11 protein-coding genes are annotated in these 16,082 nt (G+C 41.9%); 4 read left to right on the forward strand and 7 right to left on the reverse strand.

Annotated features, from left to right (window positions below):
- Nucleotides 1-443: 443 nt before the first annotated feature.
- The 6 genes from M3223_RS17900 to M3223_RS17925 form a co-directional block, all read right to left on the reverse strand.
- A complete protein-coding gene (locus tag M3223_RS17900) occupies nucleotides 444-737 on the reverse strand; it encodes a prevent-host-death protein (RefSeq protein ID WP_251564063.1) in 294 nt (97 codons plus the stop codon).
- A 221-nt stretch (nucleotides 738-958) separates the two neighbouring features.
- Nucleotides 959-2,371 (reverse strand): TIGR02679 domain-containing protein, encoded by a 1,413-nt coding sequence (locus M3223_RS17905; RefSeq protein WP_251564065.1) that lies wholly within the window; start codon nucleotides 2,369-2,371, stop codon nucleotides 959-961.
- A gap of 34 nt (nucleotides 2,372-2,405) precedes the next feature.
- The gene (locus M3223_RS17910; RefSeq protein ID WP_251564067.1) at nucleotides 2,406-6,530 is read right to left on the reverse strand and encodes a TIGR02680 family protein; all 4,125 of its coding nucleotides are present in this window, start codon (nucleotides 6,528-6,530) and stop codon (nucleotides 2,406-2,408) included.
- Between the two features lie 17 nt (nucleotides 6,531-6,547).
- Nucleotides 6,548-7,780 (reverse strand): TIGR02678 family protein, encoded by a 1,233-nt coding sequence (locus M3223_RS17915; protein WP_251564069.1) that lies wholly within the window; start codon nucleotides 7,778-7,780, stop codon nucleotides 6,548-6,550.
- Nucleotides 7,781-7,809: 29 nt separating this feature from the next.
- Nucleotides 7,810-9,342, reverse strand: coding sequence for a TIGR02677 family protein (locus tag M3223_RS17920; RefSeq protein WP_251564071.1), 1,533 nt, complete (start codon nucleotides 9,340-9,342; stop codon nucleotides 7,810-7,812).
- Nucleotides 9,343-9,409: 67 nt separating this feature from the next.
- Nucleotides 9,410-9,826: a nucleotide-binding protein gene (locus M3223_RS17925; RefSeq protein WP_251564073.1), complete on the reverse strand. Its 417-nt coding sequence runs from the start codon at nucleotides 9,824-9,826 to the stop codon at nucleotides 9,410-9,412.
- A gap of 177 nt (nucleotides 9,827-10,003) precedes the next feature.
- Here M3223_RS17925 and M3223_RS17930 point away from each other — a divergent pair, with 177 nt between their 5' ends.
- The 4 genes from M3223_RS17930 to M3223_RS17945 all read left to right on the forward strand — a co-directional run bounded on the left by M3223_RS17930 (nucleotide 10,004) and on the right by M3223_RS17945 (nucleotide 15,196).
- Entirely contained in the window at nucleotides 10,004-10,462 is a 459-nt protein-coding gene (locus M3223_RS17930; RefSeq protein WP_251564076.1) for a hypothetical protein, read from the forward strand.
- A 691-nt stretch (nucleotides 10,463-11,153) separates the two neighbouring features.
- The gene (locus M3223_RS17935) at nucleotides 11,154-13,115 is read left to right on the forward strand and encodes an AraC family transcriptional regulator (protein ID WP_251564078.1); all 1,962 of its coding nucleotides are present in this window, start codon (nucleotides 11,154-11,156) and stop codon (nucleotides 13,113-13,115) included.
- Nucleotides 13,116-13,191: 76 nt separating this feature from the next.
- Nucleotides 13,192-14,205: a FecCD family ABC transporter permease gene (locus tag M3223_RS17940; RefSeq protein WP_251564080.1), complete on the forward strand. Its 1,014-nt coding sequence runs from the start codon at nucleotides 13,192-13,194 to the stop codon at nucleotides 14,203-14,205.
- Nucleotides 14,206-14,251: 46 nt separating this feature from the next.
- Nucleotides 14,252-15,196, forward strand: a complete 945-nt coding sequence (locus M3223_RS17945; protein ID WP_251564082.1) for a FecCD family ABC transporter permease — start codon at nucleotides 14,252-14,254, stop codon at nucleotides 15,194-15,196.
- 258 nt (nucleotides 15,197-15,454) lie between these two features.
- On the opposite strand, the gene M3223_RS17950 is transcribed toward M3223_RS17945, so the two are convergent.
- Nucleotides 15,455-15,967, reverse strand: a complete 513-nt coding sequence (locus M3223_RS17950) for an HNH endonuclease (RefSeq protein WP_251564084.1) — start codon at nucleotides 15,965-15,967, stop codon at nucleotides 15,455-15,457.
- Nucleotides 15,968-16,082 lie beyond the last annotated feature (115 nt).

A 16,082-nucleotide genomic window follows, 5' to 3' on the forward strand; every position in this document is an offset into this window, starting at 1 on the left:
CGCCGGAGCAAATTCAAACTCTGACAATTCGCTAGTATAGACCCATTGGAATTCAGCATGCTCAACCAATATGATCTCTCCGTCTACCAGTCTATCTCGGAATACATGTAAACGTATCTTAGTAGCCCATAACTTTTCAAATAAAAAGTTCATCTCAATAAAAAGAGAAACCAACCGTCTGAAAAAAGATGTGGGTTTCTCGAGACTCTAGCGCTGATTGCTCAGCGTCTGTTTATTCCAACATTTTTCGTATCAGCCAATGATAATCTTGTCTGCAATCTACGATATGCTCCACATATACCGTTTGATCTTGAATGATACAACACCAAATACCATTTCTCTAAGAACATTTTATGATATTTATTTGGTGGAATAAATTCGGCGTCTAAAACGGAAAACACTCCGGCATCCGTTCCAAAGACAAATCATCAGAGACGAGAACCTTATAACGTAGCGTTTTTTCCATGCTGCGCCTCATTAATAATGAAATCTAATTCAAGGTCCAGTTCATCAGGCGTTACACCAGCGCGTCCAGCCAAACGATCCTTCTGAATAGCCAACAGCTCTTCACGCAGCTTCAGCATTTTTTCGCGGCGGGAGAAAACCTCAATATCCATATCAACCAAATCTCCCTTGCCGATCTTGGTTAAATAAAGCGGATCCCCGGAACTCTTACATAATTCGGCGATTTCATTATAGTGTTGTCTAAAACTCGCAGAAGGCTTAATGATTATCACGTCCACCCCTTGCATAGTTATATGTTAGTTTTACTGTATCCTCAGGGTAACCGCCCCGCCAACCCAAAAAAACAACTCCATCAACTAATCTATATTCGGAGCGACTGCTTGCCTGCACTTTGACTCCAAATTGGTCGTTAAACTTCAAAATTATTTTATAAGCCGAAGATTCGCTTTTTTAGTACAAATGAATATACCCAATTAGCTCGTAGAAACTCCCTTTAGCACTTTAATACCTTTTTGATTACTTGTATCCAGTCTTCTCGCAATTCTTTAGTAATCTCTTCTTGATAAACCTTTTTCTTTTGTTTCGCCATCGCTTTCGGTAAATCCCCTCGCATTCCTCCCAGTATCGTTACGTCTTGTTGAGTGAGCGATTGATTTTGAGGATGTACATGTTCGTTATAAGTAACAGCATCCATACGCATAACCTGAATATCCCCTAGTGCTTCTAAATTCACTTTCATTTGCAAGCCAGAGAGATCAAAATCACCGGAGTAATGAATCGTACAATCCGGGTTAAATTCAAGTAATTGATATATAAAATACTTACATGCATCCCGTGCTCGTCCTGAAGGGCATACGAGAATTGGAAAACAATCAGGAATCTGTTCAAGCACTATCCCGTTTGTTTCAAAAAAATGAATAGTTTCATTTACTAAGAACAAAAACACAGATGGATTTTCAAAGATATATAGATCAGCTGGCTTGAACCAATTTTGACTGGAATGCAACTCATTTAAGTTTAGCGTTCTAGCTGTTATTCCATAAAACTCATCCGGTATAAATACATGCATATACGAGCTAACATCATCAGCCAAAATCCCTGAAACCCGATAAATATATCTGCGCTTCATAAAATCGGGAACCAGCAAGTGCTCATTTCCCGTTATTCGACCGCTTTTCAGTTGTTCAGTATGAATATGGTCTAATGCATGCCATAGTAATCTTCCTGCCGGAAACTCCTTATCAAAAGCATGCGGATCTCGTTCTGTAATAAATTCCGCAAATATTTGAAGAGGCACCCATGGCACAGAGCTACCTATATCTTGTAACATCTTGTCATCTTCAACGAATAGATACCATAGTGCTTTTAAGCAATGAAATATTATTTCAACAGAGTCTTCCGTATTGGTTCGCATCGTATGCTGCACAATTCTATAACCTGGTGCTACCCCATCGTGCAGTCTTTGAAGCCAGTTAAACGTACTTTCCTCTAATTTAAGATTAGAAGCACTGAGACCCATATAGTTCGCGAATCGATTATTGGCCTGCTCAAATAATGTATGCCATGCGTGCTCCTGCAACTGCCTTCGCTCTGAATTAGTCACCAGCGGCACATTATTCAACACCTCATACAACTCAGGGATATTCAGTTTGTATCCCTGAGCGATCTCCTCGGCAAATACTTTCAAATGTAACTCAATCGTGGAACCTGGTCGGATTAATCTTTCTAACCTACCTCCAAAAAACTCTTGGAGTCTAATGGCTTCATCGATAGATGCTACGCTAACATTTACTTTGCCTCTTACTCCGTTTTGTCCCCGATATTTATTAAATATGGCTTCTAATAAATTTTGCAGCAGCGGATCTTCATAGTATTGTTTCGCTGACTTCCTGGATCTTACCTCCATTACTAAAACGCCTCACTTATATCTGCTACTGAAATCAATTTTCTACAAGTACCCGTTTTTTTCCATCCCAACGATAGTGAAATAACGTAATTGTATTGGAGTCTTTGGGACGATGAATTTCATAAATTGCTAATCGTGGAACTGAATCATAACATCCCCAAAGTACTTGCGAAGTCATCATGTAATCAAAGCCCATATCGGTCAGCAACAAAAACATGTCACGGATATTCGCGTCATCGACACCTGCAAAAGCTTCATCCAACGATATAATTTTTGGCGCATCTCCGCTAGCATCACTATATCGGGAATAAGTAGCAGCCAATAGCGGGATGTACATCGACATTGCTTTTTCTCCACCACTCAGCACATTAAATTTAGAGTCTCTTAATTCCTTATAGGCAAGATTATCCCCTTTGCGATAAAGCAATCTGAACTCAAACCAAGTACGGTAGTCAAGCAAGCTATAAATGTAGTCTCGGAAAGTACCCTGTTCTTCATCAGCAATTTGTTTAGCCAGTAATATACGATTTCGAAAATGGATAATGACTTGCTCAAGTTCTTCATCATCCAAACGATGTGAATCGCGTAATAATAATTCAACTAATGTTTCTGTGTCCAAATCAGACTCTATTTGTCCTTTTTTGGCTATCCATTGTAAAGATAACTGTAGACCGCTTGAAGTGTTTCGTTGTTTCATAAGTTCATTCATTTCCCCAACCCAATCTTTAGCCCGATGAATACGAAGTCGAATTGCCCGACCAACACTGTGGAGAATAATCTCCTCATAAAGCTCTCGATCCTTTTCCGTAAGAAGTACCTGCTGCTCATGTTCTGAAGTTCGCACATCTTCCAACAGTTTTTTTAGAGATAAGGGATGTAGGCGATCTTGTTTAGACGAAATCACAATTCTACCGGATTCAAGATAATCAATCTCTAATACGTAGTCTATTAAAGAACTGCGAGTCATAGCATAAGTCTGCTGAATTTCATTAGAAACACGGTCTTTTTTAATATGACCAAAAAATGGTTCATATTCTTTTGTTATTTTTTTGCATAATTTATAATTTGCTTTTTCATCATCAATATGATTGATAAATTCCTTCCATTGTGAAGAAAGGGAAAGCTCAATTTCTGTATTCCAAAGCTCCAAGACCCCATTAATTCGGTCTTCACATTGTTGCAAGTCATGAAATTTAAATTCTAACTTCACTTTTATTTCCGTAAGAACGCTCCCAAACTGCTCTTTGCTCTCTCTTAACTCTTCAAGTACTTTTTGTATAACTAACTTTGAATGCTTAAGATGCTGAATTTGTAGATGAACATCTTCAATATCCATTTCCTGAATAAGTTTTCGTAATTGCACAGTCTGCGCTTCATAAATGCGCTCACGTTCCTGAAAATCCACTTTTTCTTCATAATCATCCTCAAGTAAAATTAAAATGCCCGCTTGCTGTTCTTCATAGCTAGATTGACTTCGTATAATTTCTTGCATACGTATTAAAACAGAGGACAATTCCGAGATTAGGTTCCCGTACGATCCACATAATTCAATAGCTTCGCTAATGGATTTCTCCTGCTTCAAACTCGACCATGCATCTGTAAGCTCAAACAGATGTAATTGAATTTCTTTTTTTGCTGCTATCTTCTCTTTGTACCAAGCTTCCACTTTTTGTTCTTGCTTTATTACCTCATCGAGTCGATAAGAGATCTGTAGCAACATATCCATCTGAAGCTGCAGTTCTTCAACTTTAGGAAAACCATCCAGTTCATTTCTTAATTGTTGTTGTTGTTCTTTATTTGCATATATACCTTCTTGAATCTCTTTTATCTGTGCTAGAAGATTTTGTTTCTCAGTCTGTAAACGCTCGATTTCAAGTTGCTTTGTACGCAATCGTGTTTCTTTACCAATGTACTCCGCTCGGTCTTTTGAGAAACTCCTGCCGTTTAACGGCCCCAATCGGAAGCTGCCATTACGATTAATATGCACATTGTTTTGCAAAGACATAGTTTTTGCTTCTTTCGAAGACCACTCAACACTGCTTAAGGCCAGTCGAATATCATCAAAAGATAAGCCGCTATTTAGTGGAGGAGTTCCATACAATACATCAGCAAGTGTACTTCCTTGTATAGGATTAGGTTCAAGCCAAATCTCCTCAGTGTTGTCTTGATGCCATAGCGCAAGCTTTCCCCCAGGAACAATCCAAGCATCTAAAAGACCGGCTTGAGCTAATGTTTCTTCCAACTGCGCTTTGTCACTTTCAGAAAGAGAAGAATGAAACTCACATGCTGCATAAAACGGAGCTCCCAATTCTGTTCCTCTTTGTTGCCGAGAGAGGATCCGTCCAGTTGTTCTTACCGGCTCTGGTTCTTTTAATGTCTGCCATTCTTTGAGTTCCTGTTCAATTCGACTAATTTCTTTGTTCAGTGATTCCTGTTGTTGTTGCAATCCTACTCGTTGTCCAATTAGAGCGTAATTCTGACGTTCAAAGGCTTGAGTAACCGGCTGACGAACCAGATCGTATTTACGTTCCATCGGTGTTAACATAGACACAGTTCGCAAGCATTCTCGGATTCCTTCGCTATCCAAGGTTAATTGATTCAAATGTTTATGCCAATTTAATAACTTCTCTTTTAAGTCCTGTTTAAGCCCATCTAGTTTGTCTTCTTCACTTGAATAATGTTCTTCTAACAGATTACGTTCTTTATGAACTTCCCCCAAGTGAATTTCAGCTTCAGCAACAGCTTTAGAGGCTTCAGTCGCTTTTCTTGCCGCCTCTAGGGCTACCAGTAATGCTTTTTTATGATTATCGAGGTCTTTTTTCCAGTTAACTGTCCAACGCGAATCTTCCTGCATACTACGCTGCCATAAACCATGATAGATGTCATGTTCACGGAATTCCATCATCCGGGCTTGATCTTCAAGCTCTTGAATAATTTGAATCTGTGTAGCTGATAATTCAGACAATTTTTCATTTAAAAATAAAATTTCATCTCTAATTTTTTCAGATGTTTTAGCATTACTATTTATTCGTTCATTGATGCTCTTTAGCTGCTTTCGCGTATCATTTAACTGGCTGCCGGAGATCTCAAGCTCTCTTTGTTTTTCCATTGCTTCGCTTCTATTAAGAACCTCAAGCTCCATATTGGTTTTTTCTAGTTGATGTCGATTCTGTTCTAATTCATCTATAATAGAAGCTTCTTTTAGCTCGGTCGTCTCCTTTTGAACATTCAACACAAGAAGTTCCCGAGAAATACTATCTTTAAAGTTCAATAATTCTAATAACTTTTTAGAATATGTAAAGAGTAAGAAATTACAATAACGATCATAATAAAAGTTTAATTTTTCTATCTCTTTTCGGTGTGATTGTAGTTCCTCCAATCGATCTGTAATTTGATCCATATCCTCCAAAACATCTGTAAGCGGATTTAAATCGGCATCATGCAATGGGGGTAAAGCACGCGTTAAAATATCATACATGGAGGAGGGTTTAAAATCTTTTGACAGTTTGGGACTACGTAATTCTAAAAGTAATTTTAATAAATCCTGATAGGATTCTTCGTCTTGAAAACCAAACAAAGCTTTATTGACCATGTCTCGATAAGCGCTTTGCTCTTGCACAACTTGACCACCATCACCAATAATATCCTCGAGTCGCTTTCGATTTAAAGGTGTTTTCGTTCCTTGTTCCACCCAAAGCTTTTCATCATATAACCAACAATCATGATTAATTCTCCGACCATCATTCAGTAAAAAACCCCAGAAACCAATTTGGGCCACCCCACGACGCGCTCGCACACCAATACCAATCGTTTTAAATATCTTCTTTTCAGTATGATAAAACTCTAGCCACAAATATCCCGTTCTATCGGTATGTCCATCTTCTGTATCGCCCAGTAAATAATATTCTAATCGACGATCACGAGAACCAAACGGATCTAAACGTTGTGGTCTCTTGTCGCCATCTAACACAAGCGGAAGAAAGCTTTGCATTGTAACTGACTTGCCAGATCCATTGGTCCCTCTTAAAATAATCCGTCCTTCTTCGAGACAGAATTCTTCCTCGTCATAATGCCAAAAATTCAAAATACCTGCCCGGTTCATCTGCCAACGTGCAGTATGATTGACCGTTTTAACATCGATATCCTCTAAGGTGTTCAATTGGATATAGTTCCCCCTCAAGTTTCCAATTCTACAGCCCCGTATTTAACGGACCACCGTCCTGCAATTGCATTAAGTAAAAACAAGCCGTCTTCCCCCCACTCGCCAAATCCCCACTCCACTAAATGATTGAACACCTCTTCTGCTAAATTAGAAGATTTCATTTTACTGTAATCGTTTATCCAATATTTTTTATACTCCATTTGCAATTGAATTAATATTCTTTCAACTTCTCCTCTAGTAAGATGAATCGTACCATCTCTCTCAAAGTTCATTTCAGAATCAGAAGAAGTCACTTCCTCACGTATGCTGCTACATACTAACAAGATGATATCTGAAATGGATGACAACGTAGGAAACAACTCTGCCTCCGTCATATTTTCCGACTCAAAAAAAATAAGGCCTTCACGATACCTGCTACCTTCCCACCCAAACATTGAATTTATTTGTGTCAGTATATTTTTTCGTTGACCGTGGAAATATAACAAGTCATCTCGCCAAAACCGATCCTGGACAACCGGTTCTAATAAATAGCGCCGATAGAGATGATGTTTTCGACGTCGGTTCTGTTCTTCTTGCTCTGAGCCATAATCTATAGTTTCACGCAATTCAATTAATGTCGTGTATTCGTTAAGAACCTTTGGAAAGTTGCGTAACACATATCGAGAATAGGGAGTGCTCTCATACAGCACATCACTAGTATTAGTCTCACTTTGCGCCCAATGTAATTCTTGTCCGTCAACAGCCTGCACGATACCCAAGGCTTTCAGTTTTTTTAGCGCCCTCGCCATTGACAAACGATGAAAGTAATTTTTCCAATCTACTTCCATTCCTTGCTCTGACATATACTCACGAACTTCTTTCACAAGGGCAGTTAATAGGAATTGTTCTTTTTCCAATTTACTCTCCAAAAACCACAATGCATATGTAAATAAGACATAATCAAGCGACTCCCGAAATTCCCGAAACCCCATCCACGGATACGCTACTACAGGGGCCTTATCAAGCTTGGCTAGCTTAGAATTTACAAACAAAGAATAACCTGCGAATTCCATAAACCATTGCTTTAACTCAGGTTGTTTCTCTTTTATCCAATAGTATAGTTGTCGATCATGCTCTTTTGTAATCCAAGGCCGATTCAGCAGAGCATTCATACACGCCATTTTTTGAGCTTGTAGCTCAGCTTTATCGACAAGATTCGTTCGTCGGCTTTTCTGACGGTTTATTTTACCTATCTTTATTTTTTCCATTTTCCTTCACCCTCTGTGATTCCCGAAATTTAATCGTCTATCCAATGAATCATTTCATCCCAAGCATCCTTATTAGCAACTTCAAACTGAAACTCATAATTTAACAACCCTAGTTCTCCGTCTTCACATCGTAAGATTGTTCGCTCTTTATTTTGCGGTTGCTTTAAACGAACTCTAACTCCTTCAGGTGTATAAAAAAACCTAGATGAAGTAGCCGTACATAATCCAATCCATTGCAAAATTTGCAACCGTTCTGATTCAGACACAGTTTCAAACTCCGACATTCTAATTGTTTGGTTTTCCACCATTCGAATTACAAAACGAAGTTCCTCTTTATGACGTTGAATATATTCTTTCCGAAACAGTGCTTTCTTTGCCGATTTATCTATAATCGACTCTGTATCCAGACGTTCATTCTTTTTACGGCTCCGTGATCGCAAAGTAATTTTGTTTGGAACTTCTATCCACATAGATGTTTCTGAACTATCCGAGTCTCGATTATCTTCTCCCTGCAAATGTCTTGTCGGAAAAAGCCCAAATGCATACGCAGCCAATTTGTGGGCAAATTCAATATCTTCACTTTTATAAAACCATTGACCTAAATAATCAAGTTCCTTACGTCGACTAACTGTTGACCTTTTCCGCTCCTGAATGCGAATTGCGCTGCGCACCATTTTAACAACAGCTTCTTTAGAAGCTAATTCTAGTAGCACAAGCTCGCTAGTCGAGCCAATTCCTCCTACAAACCATCTTTTTAACCCCATCCACTTCTCTAAGAGCTCCTTGAAATATTGTTCTTTCCTCACTGTTTCTTCGAGTTTAGGGATACTCCATTCATCTTCAATTACGGCATAAAAAAATAAATCTCTTGCCCCTACTGTAATTTGCTCTAGGTTACCTTCGATTTTAAACGAACATCGTTGTAAAGCTTGTACAAAATCCCTTAAATACTTCGCAATAGAATCCTTATACAGCAAAAAAGCCTCGGTCGCCATCAGTTCCTCTGCTTTTTTTGTTTGAAGACTGGCTATATAATCTACAGATGTTTCATGGAGTTTTTGAAATGAGTCAAACAAGCTATTCCACAACTCCAACGCTTGCCCCTTTTTATATGCCCCAGCATGCAATCGTACATTGAATAATGTATCGGCTATTAAATCGAATAGAGTCGGTTCTAGCGAACCTCCATATCCTTGAACTCGTTCTAAACTCTCAAGCAGCCGCTCAATCTCAATTGAATAGGGCGTCAAAAGATATTGGTTTTTTTTTCGTAAATACTCCTCAACCGTAACAGACCTTCCTCCATCATGGCGCGAGCTTAAATTACCCCACTCCACTAATTGCTCTAAATCTATTTGGCATTGCTCTAACGTGTAACTTTTGTGTAACTGCCATGACATTACACCTTCAAAAATTTGTTCTGGTTTTAACCAGTAGTTCAGCCTTTGATATTGTTCATACAAAAAACGCATGATTGCACGATAACGAGTAACGTTGTCGGCATTGACATATTTCAACTCTGCGACTCCGCGTAATGAAGTTAAGCTGGGATTTTTACTCAAGCGGACCTCCGAGAAATTAGAGTTATCAGGATACAAGGATTAGGGCTTTTTAGGAATACCCTACATGTTAAGAGCGCAACCATTCAATTAGAGTTGCTTGTGCTTTAAACTCTTTATTTAAATTACAATACACAACTCCATTAAGGTCCGATGGGATTTTGGCCTGACCTCGTCGACATATAATTGTTCGCCCTTTGCCCAACTGTGAGAAAAAGAGACCAAATTCCAAAACTACATTGTCTCTCGGTTGAAGTGCATAGTCACTCCTGTACCACACCGCATCATCTTCATTAAAGATTAGTATTGCTGCATCCACTTTCAAGCTGATATCGCGCAAGCTCTCCAGCGCATAATTTCCCAGTGGAAATAGCCCCTGTTTATTCCATGGCAGGGGCTCATGTCCCTCTTCCTCAATAATCATCGCCACTTGTCTAAGATCATTTAATGATTGCGGCGAGTTCGAGCTTCCAATGAAAATTTTCATCTAATCCGTGCTCCTCCATATCAAGCTTGAATGTGAGAATTTAGATAATAATATCCCAAAATTATCCCATCGTCTACCAAGAACAGGATTTTAGTTCCATTTTTTTATTTAATCGTTGCTTTTCTTGTAAATGGAAACTACACTTTGATTATCCAATAGCGATGGAGGAAAATGCTTATGGAAGATGAACTTAAACTAAGAAATTTACTAGAGAAATGTACGTCCACTACAGACCTTATCGAATTAAGAGGATTACGCCGACTTCTTCAAGTTACACTGAAACAAATTGATCATTCACTAGAACAACAAGAGCCACAAGCCCGTGATCCACAAAAGAGCTGTCCCGAGTGCCAGTCCAGCAATTTGAGACGGCATGGATCGACTCCACTACCAAGGGTTTATTGCCTCGATTGCAACAAAGCTTACGCCGTTAATCGGCAGCCTCTCTATTACCGAAGGAGACAGCATGATAAGATTATTGATCTTATTGTGGAAATTCACACTACTGACAAAAAAACTACCGAAATTATTAACCACCTAAATATATCCTCAAAAACTTACTATATGTGGAGAAAGGATATCCTCTCCGTTTTTCCCCAACTAGAAGCTAAATTCAAAAATAGACGTAAAAAGTGACCTTTTCTTAGACTTCCACCATATTTTTAATCCTGTATCAGAAATATATTTGGCTAAATGGGTTTTTGACCTTTCCACAATTAAGGAAAATATTTTGATATACTTCACAAAGAAGCATGGGGCTTATTCCGCGGCGACCGTTTATTAGGCGCTTATATCGTAGAGAAACCTTTTTATAAGCGGAATATCAAACACAGATGGCGGATACAGGCTGCTTGGACTTTTGACCACTCTGCTTATTCATCCCCCCAAAGCTCTAACCCAGCCTAACTCCTGTATTAGAGTCACCAAAACCGCCGCTCCTCTCTACCGCAACATTATAGAATTATAATCTCCGGGGACTCAGGGGAGTGGAATAGGCAAAGCCTTACTAGAACATGTTTTCAATGCTACTACCCGAACCTCTCGCTCTCACGGAATATCGTCCCAACGTGAACTGGGTATAGTAAGTTTGGGTTTAATGTGACTCCCGAAGCGCCGCTTGGCGATTTGCCTTTTTATTACATGTTTTGTCAACTCAAGAAATGTAGCTTGTATTACGAAACTCACAAATCTAATCTCCTTCATCTCATAATTCATTTCCTGAAATCCCATTCCCTACTGTTATTGAGAACCATTATCACTTATAATAAAGAATAGATTATCACCCATTTGTAAGGTCGATACGTTAAGAAAGGAATGAACCCGCTCCATGAAGTTAAGTGATCACCTATTACTGTGGAATAACGCCTCCATCAAAGTTGTGGATGTGCGTCACACGGTCATGGAGCCGGGCGATGAGCTTCGCTCCTATCGTTTGCCTTCCAGCACTTTCATCTATTCGGTTCGCGGCCGCGCACAGGTGCGGATGGATGGAAACACAATCTTTATCGATCGGTTTCACGTGCTGCATGGCGGCAAAGGAATGTGTTTGGATATTACCGCTCAGGAAGCGGTCGAATTTTTTATGATTTTTTATAAAGCCGCTCTGGCTCTGCCTGCACGCCAGCAATTGCTGAAGCTGATGGAGACGGACAATCCGTTCCAATTGCAATATAACTTTGCTCCGGAATATCCGATCCCCCTCTATCACGCAGTAGAACTGATGTCGCGCGAGTGGATGGAGCCGAGCAATCTCGAAAAATTACATATCAAAATCCTGTTCTATCAATTTGTACATGAGCTTTTAAGTCAAATGAGCAAACAAGGCGTTCAAGGCAAAAAGGTCGATCTTGTCTCGCAAGCAACACGCTACCTCCAAGAACATTATACGGATCGGGTTACGCTCGATGAGCTTGCCGAGCTGCTCGGTTGCAGCGTGAGCTACTTGTCGCGGAAGTTCAAACAAACGGTCGGGAAGAGCCCCATCGACTACATGATTGCGCTTCGCATCGAGAAGGCCAAGGTGCTGCTTCTGGGCACGGACGCCACACTGCAAGAAATTGCGGAGAGCGTCGGCTTCTCGGACGACAGTTATTTAAACCGGATGTTCAAGAAACAGACGGGTCTTTCGTTAGGCCAATTTAAAGCAAAGGTTCAAAATAATCCTGCCATTCGTTCAAGATATGCCATTGCCCCGCGCAGCCTCAGTCGGTATATTGGTAATGGTTATGAAAATCATTCTCAATACAAGAAAGTGGGAGTCAGTTCAATGTACAGAGGAAAAAGAACACCAATGGCGGCATCCTTAATGCTTTGCTTTATTTTGCTGCTCAGCGCCTGCTCTTCAGGCACGTCAAATACAAATTCGGCGAATAACGGCTCTAACTCGGCTGGCGCCAATGTCTCGACGACATCCCCGGCTCCAACGGAGGCGGCAGCTTCCGAAGAGTCGCGCGTCATTAAACATGCGATGGGCCAAACAACGCTGACAGGCACGCCTGAGCGTGTTGTTATTCTGACAAACGAAGGCACGGAGGCACTGCTTGCCGTAGGCGTCAAACCGGTCGGAGCTGTTCACTCCTGGATCGGCGATCCTTGGTATGACCATATCAAAGACGACATGCAGGACGTTACAACGGTTGGCGACGAGCTGCAGCCGAACATTGAAGTAATCGCAAGCCTGAAGCCGGACCTGATTATCGGAAACAAGGTGCGCCAGGAGAAAATCTACGACCAACTGAATCAAATCGCTCCAACGGTATTTGCGGAAGACTTGGGCGGAGATTGGAAAGTCAACTTCAAGCTGTACACAGAAGCTCTTAACAAAGCTGAAGAAGGCGCAAAAGCAATGGCTGATTATGAAAAGCGCGTTGCTGATGTGAAAGCCAAGGTGGGCAGCAAAGCGGAAACAAAAGTATCGCTCGTTCGCTTCTCGGCTTCCCAGGTCCGGATTTACCAGAAGCAAACATTTGCAGGCGTGCTTTTGAACGATCTTGGCTTTGCGCGTCCGGAATCGCAGGATAAAGATGCTTTCATTGAAAAAATGACGAAAGAAACGATTCCTAGCATGGACGGGGACGTGATGTTCTACTTTGTTTCCGAAGATCCAGGAAAAACGGATGCGGCCAAAGTAGCTGAAGAATGGATGAACGATCCCCTGTTCAAGAAATTAAATGTTGCAAAAAACAACAAAGTCGTCCAAGTGAATGAAGCGATCTGGAATACGGCGGGCGGCTACAAAGCAGCAAACCTGCTGCTGGATGAGATCGTTGAGTACTTTGACATCAAGTAATTTTGCATTAAGGATACAAAAGCTGACGTCTTGATTACAAGACGTCAGCTTTTTATGATGAAAGGACTGAGCTGATATGACTGTTGGGCTGCACAGCCGCAGGAGCAAACAGGCGGGTTTGATCATTGGCTTCCTGCTGCTGCTTGCCGGCATGCTCGCCAGTATTTTATACGGTATACATAATTACGAGATTAGAGAAGTATGGCTGGCCTACACCCAATTTGACGATTCCGAGGCTCACATCATCATTACACATACACGGATGCCTCGTGCGATCATTGCGGCAGCGGTGGGCGGAAGCCTCGCAATTGCGGGAGCCATTATGCAAGTGCTGACGCGGAACCCGCTAGCCTCCCCCTCCATATTCGGTATTAACTCAGGCGCGGTATTATTCATCGTCATTGCACTGGCCCTTCTCGGTTCCTCGCTGACAATGAGCGGAATGGTGTGGATCGCCTTGGCTGGCGCAGCCGTCACATCGCTGTTTGTATTTGCGCTTGGTTTTCAGGGCAGAAGCCGTTTTGAGCCGATCCGGCTCACGCTGGCCGGCGCATCTGTTGCGGCGTTTGCCTCGTCCGTCACATCCGGCATTATGCTGGTGAACCAGCAATCCCTTGAGGATGCCTTGTTCTGGATGATTGGTTCGGTGGCAGACAGGCAGCTCGATCATCTGCTCATTGTGCTTCCCTATCTGGTAATCGGCTGGATTGTGGCGCTGCTGCTGTCGGGCTCCTTAAATGTAATGGCACTTGGCGATGACAATGCCAAAAGTCTGGGTCAGCGGATGACGCTCGTCCGGGTTTTATCCGGCGTGGCCGTAGTTTTGCTGGCAGGCAGCTCCGTCGCCATCGCCGGGCCGATCGCCTTCATTGGCTTAATTGTGCCGCATCTTTGCCGCTATCTGGTAGGCAACGACTACCGCTGGCTGCTGCCCTATTGCGCCTTAACCGGCGGCCTGCTGCTCGTGTGCGCGGATCTTGTTTCGCGTTTTATCCTTATGCCCAAGGAAGTCCCGGTTGGCGTGGCAACCGCGCTTATCGGTGTGCCATTCCTGATTCATGTGGCCAGAAAGGGAAAACATGCACAATAAAAGAACCCTAAAAGCCGTTTTTATCATAGTCGGATTTGCACTCGCAATGCTTGTGTTATCTATCGTTTGTTTGTCTTTTGGAGGGACTAAAATCCCCTTTAAAGAGACTGTTCTGTCACTTGTCGGCCGGAACGAAGAAGCAAGCGACCTGATCATCATGCAGTTCCGTTTGCCACGCATCCTGGCAGCGATATTAATTGGAGCTGCTCTAGCGGTCGCTGGAGCCGTGCTGCAGGGCGTCATTCGCAACCCGCTCGCTTCCCCGGATTTGCTGGGGGTGACGGGAGGCGCTTCGGTAGCAGTTGTTGCATTTATGACCCTGGTCACCGGTTATAGCATTCACTGGATACCGGTCATCGCTGTGGCAGGCGCGTTTCTGACCGCCTTTATCAACTATGCCTTAGCCTGGAAAAAGGGCATCTCTCCGTTTAGGCTCGTCCTAATCGGCGTCGGCATCTCTACCGCGATGAGCGCGCTGACGATGTTTTTGCTTATTAGCGGTCCGGCCTATCTAGCCCCGCAGGTGCTGAACTGGATGACGGGAAGCATTTACGGGACGAGTTGGAAGTACATTGAAGTTCTTTGGCCTTGGGTTGTTGTGTTTATCCCGTTGTCCTTCCTTTTCGCCAAGGAGCTGAATGTGCAGTCTCTGGGAGAAGCAACGGCGATTGGGCTCGGGAGTCGGCTTCAGCTCAGCCGGATGGTTTTGTTATTTTACAGCGTTGCGCTCGCAGGCGCTGCCGTCGGTGTTGCCGGCATGATCTCGTTTATCGGACTATTAGCTCCGCATATGGCGAGACGGATTATCGGTAATTCGTATAAGCTGCTTATCCCCTTATCGGCCGTGCTTGGTGCTGTGATTTTATTGCTCGCGGATCTGGCCGGGAGAATGCTGTTCCAGCCGCTGGATATCCCTGCGGGAGTGTTCACGGCCGGGGTCGGAGCTCCGTTTTTTATGTATCTGTTGTTTAAGCGGAGGAGCTTGGGGTGAGATTTATTCCGATAAAATCATAATTTATTAAAAAGGTTCCTGCTCAGGAAGGACTGTTTTGATATGAAGACAGACGCTCCGTCTAGAACGTCTGTCTTTATTTAGTCTCAGATTGCTCAATTCCAAAGTGCATAGCCATCTATACACCAAGGAACAAACTGATTTCAAATGACTAATTAAGATATCCCATTTAATTCTGTCCCACCAATAATCTTCATTTTTATTATCTAGGAAATTACCGAACCATGCCCTCCAGCATTATAGCTCAGTTCTCAAAACTTCATCATATTGCATCAACGAGACTCTAAATACACCAGCCAATGTTGCAGAATTTAGATAAGGGTGTCCAAAATGAAATGTTGTTTTTTCCATCTGCTCTCTAACAATTTCATTAAAATTACTAACGTCGGTGATCCCCCTCTCAGCGAACTCATCTTCTAAAGATTTCCCATATATAAAGTTATATTCTTTCATCCCTTGTTTTACCCAGAAAGTGTTATAAAATGTTGCCTTATGTGCACGAAGCCAATCCCACATAATATCTTTATTAGCAATGTTGGGATTTTCCAGATGACATCTGCGACATAGTAAAACAAGATTAGAAACCGTATCTTCACCACCCAAGGAACTAGGAATGATATGACATCTTTCTAGCGACTGTTTATAGCCACATCGCCAACATCTTTCATGAGCTTCAGATGCATCCACACTTAAGTCACATTCATCTACAATTGAAAACCAATAATCCACAATTTGCTGTTTAGAAGCCAAAATAATTCTCCATTTCATTTTAAATTGTACGACATATACTACCCCTTACTGAAACTATGCTATTAGACAAGACCAAATTGCAAATATTAGTATGTTGAAAGTCAAGGCTTATTTT

Source organism: Paenibacillus pasadenensis (assembly GCF_023715725.1).
In the GTDB taxonomy this organism is placed as follows: domain Bacteria; phylum Bacillota; class Bacilli; order Paenibacillales; family Paenibacillaceae; genus Paenibacillus_O; species Paenibacillus_O pasadenensis_A.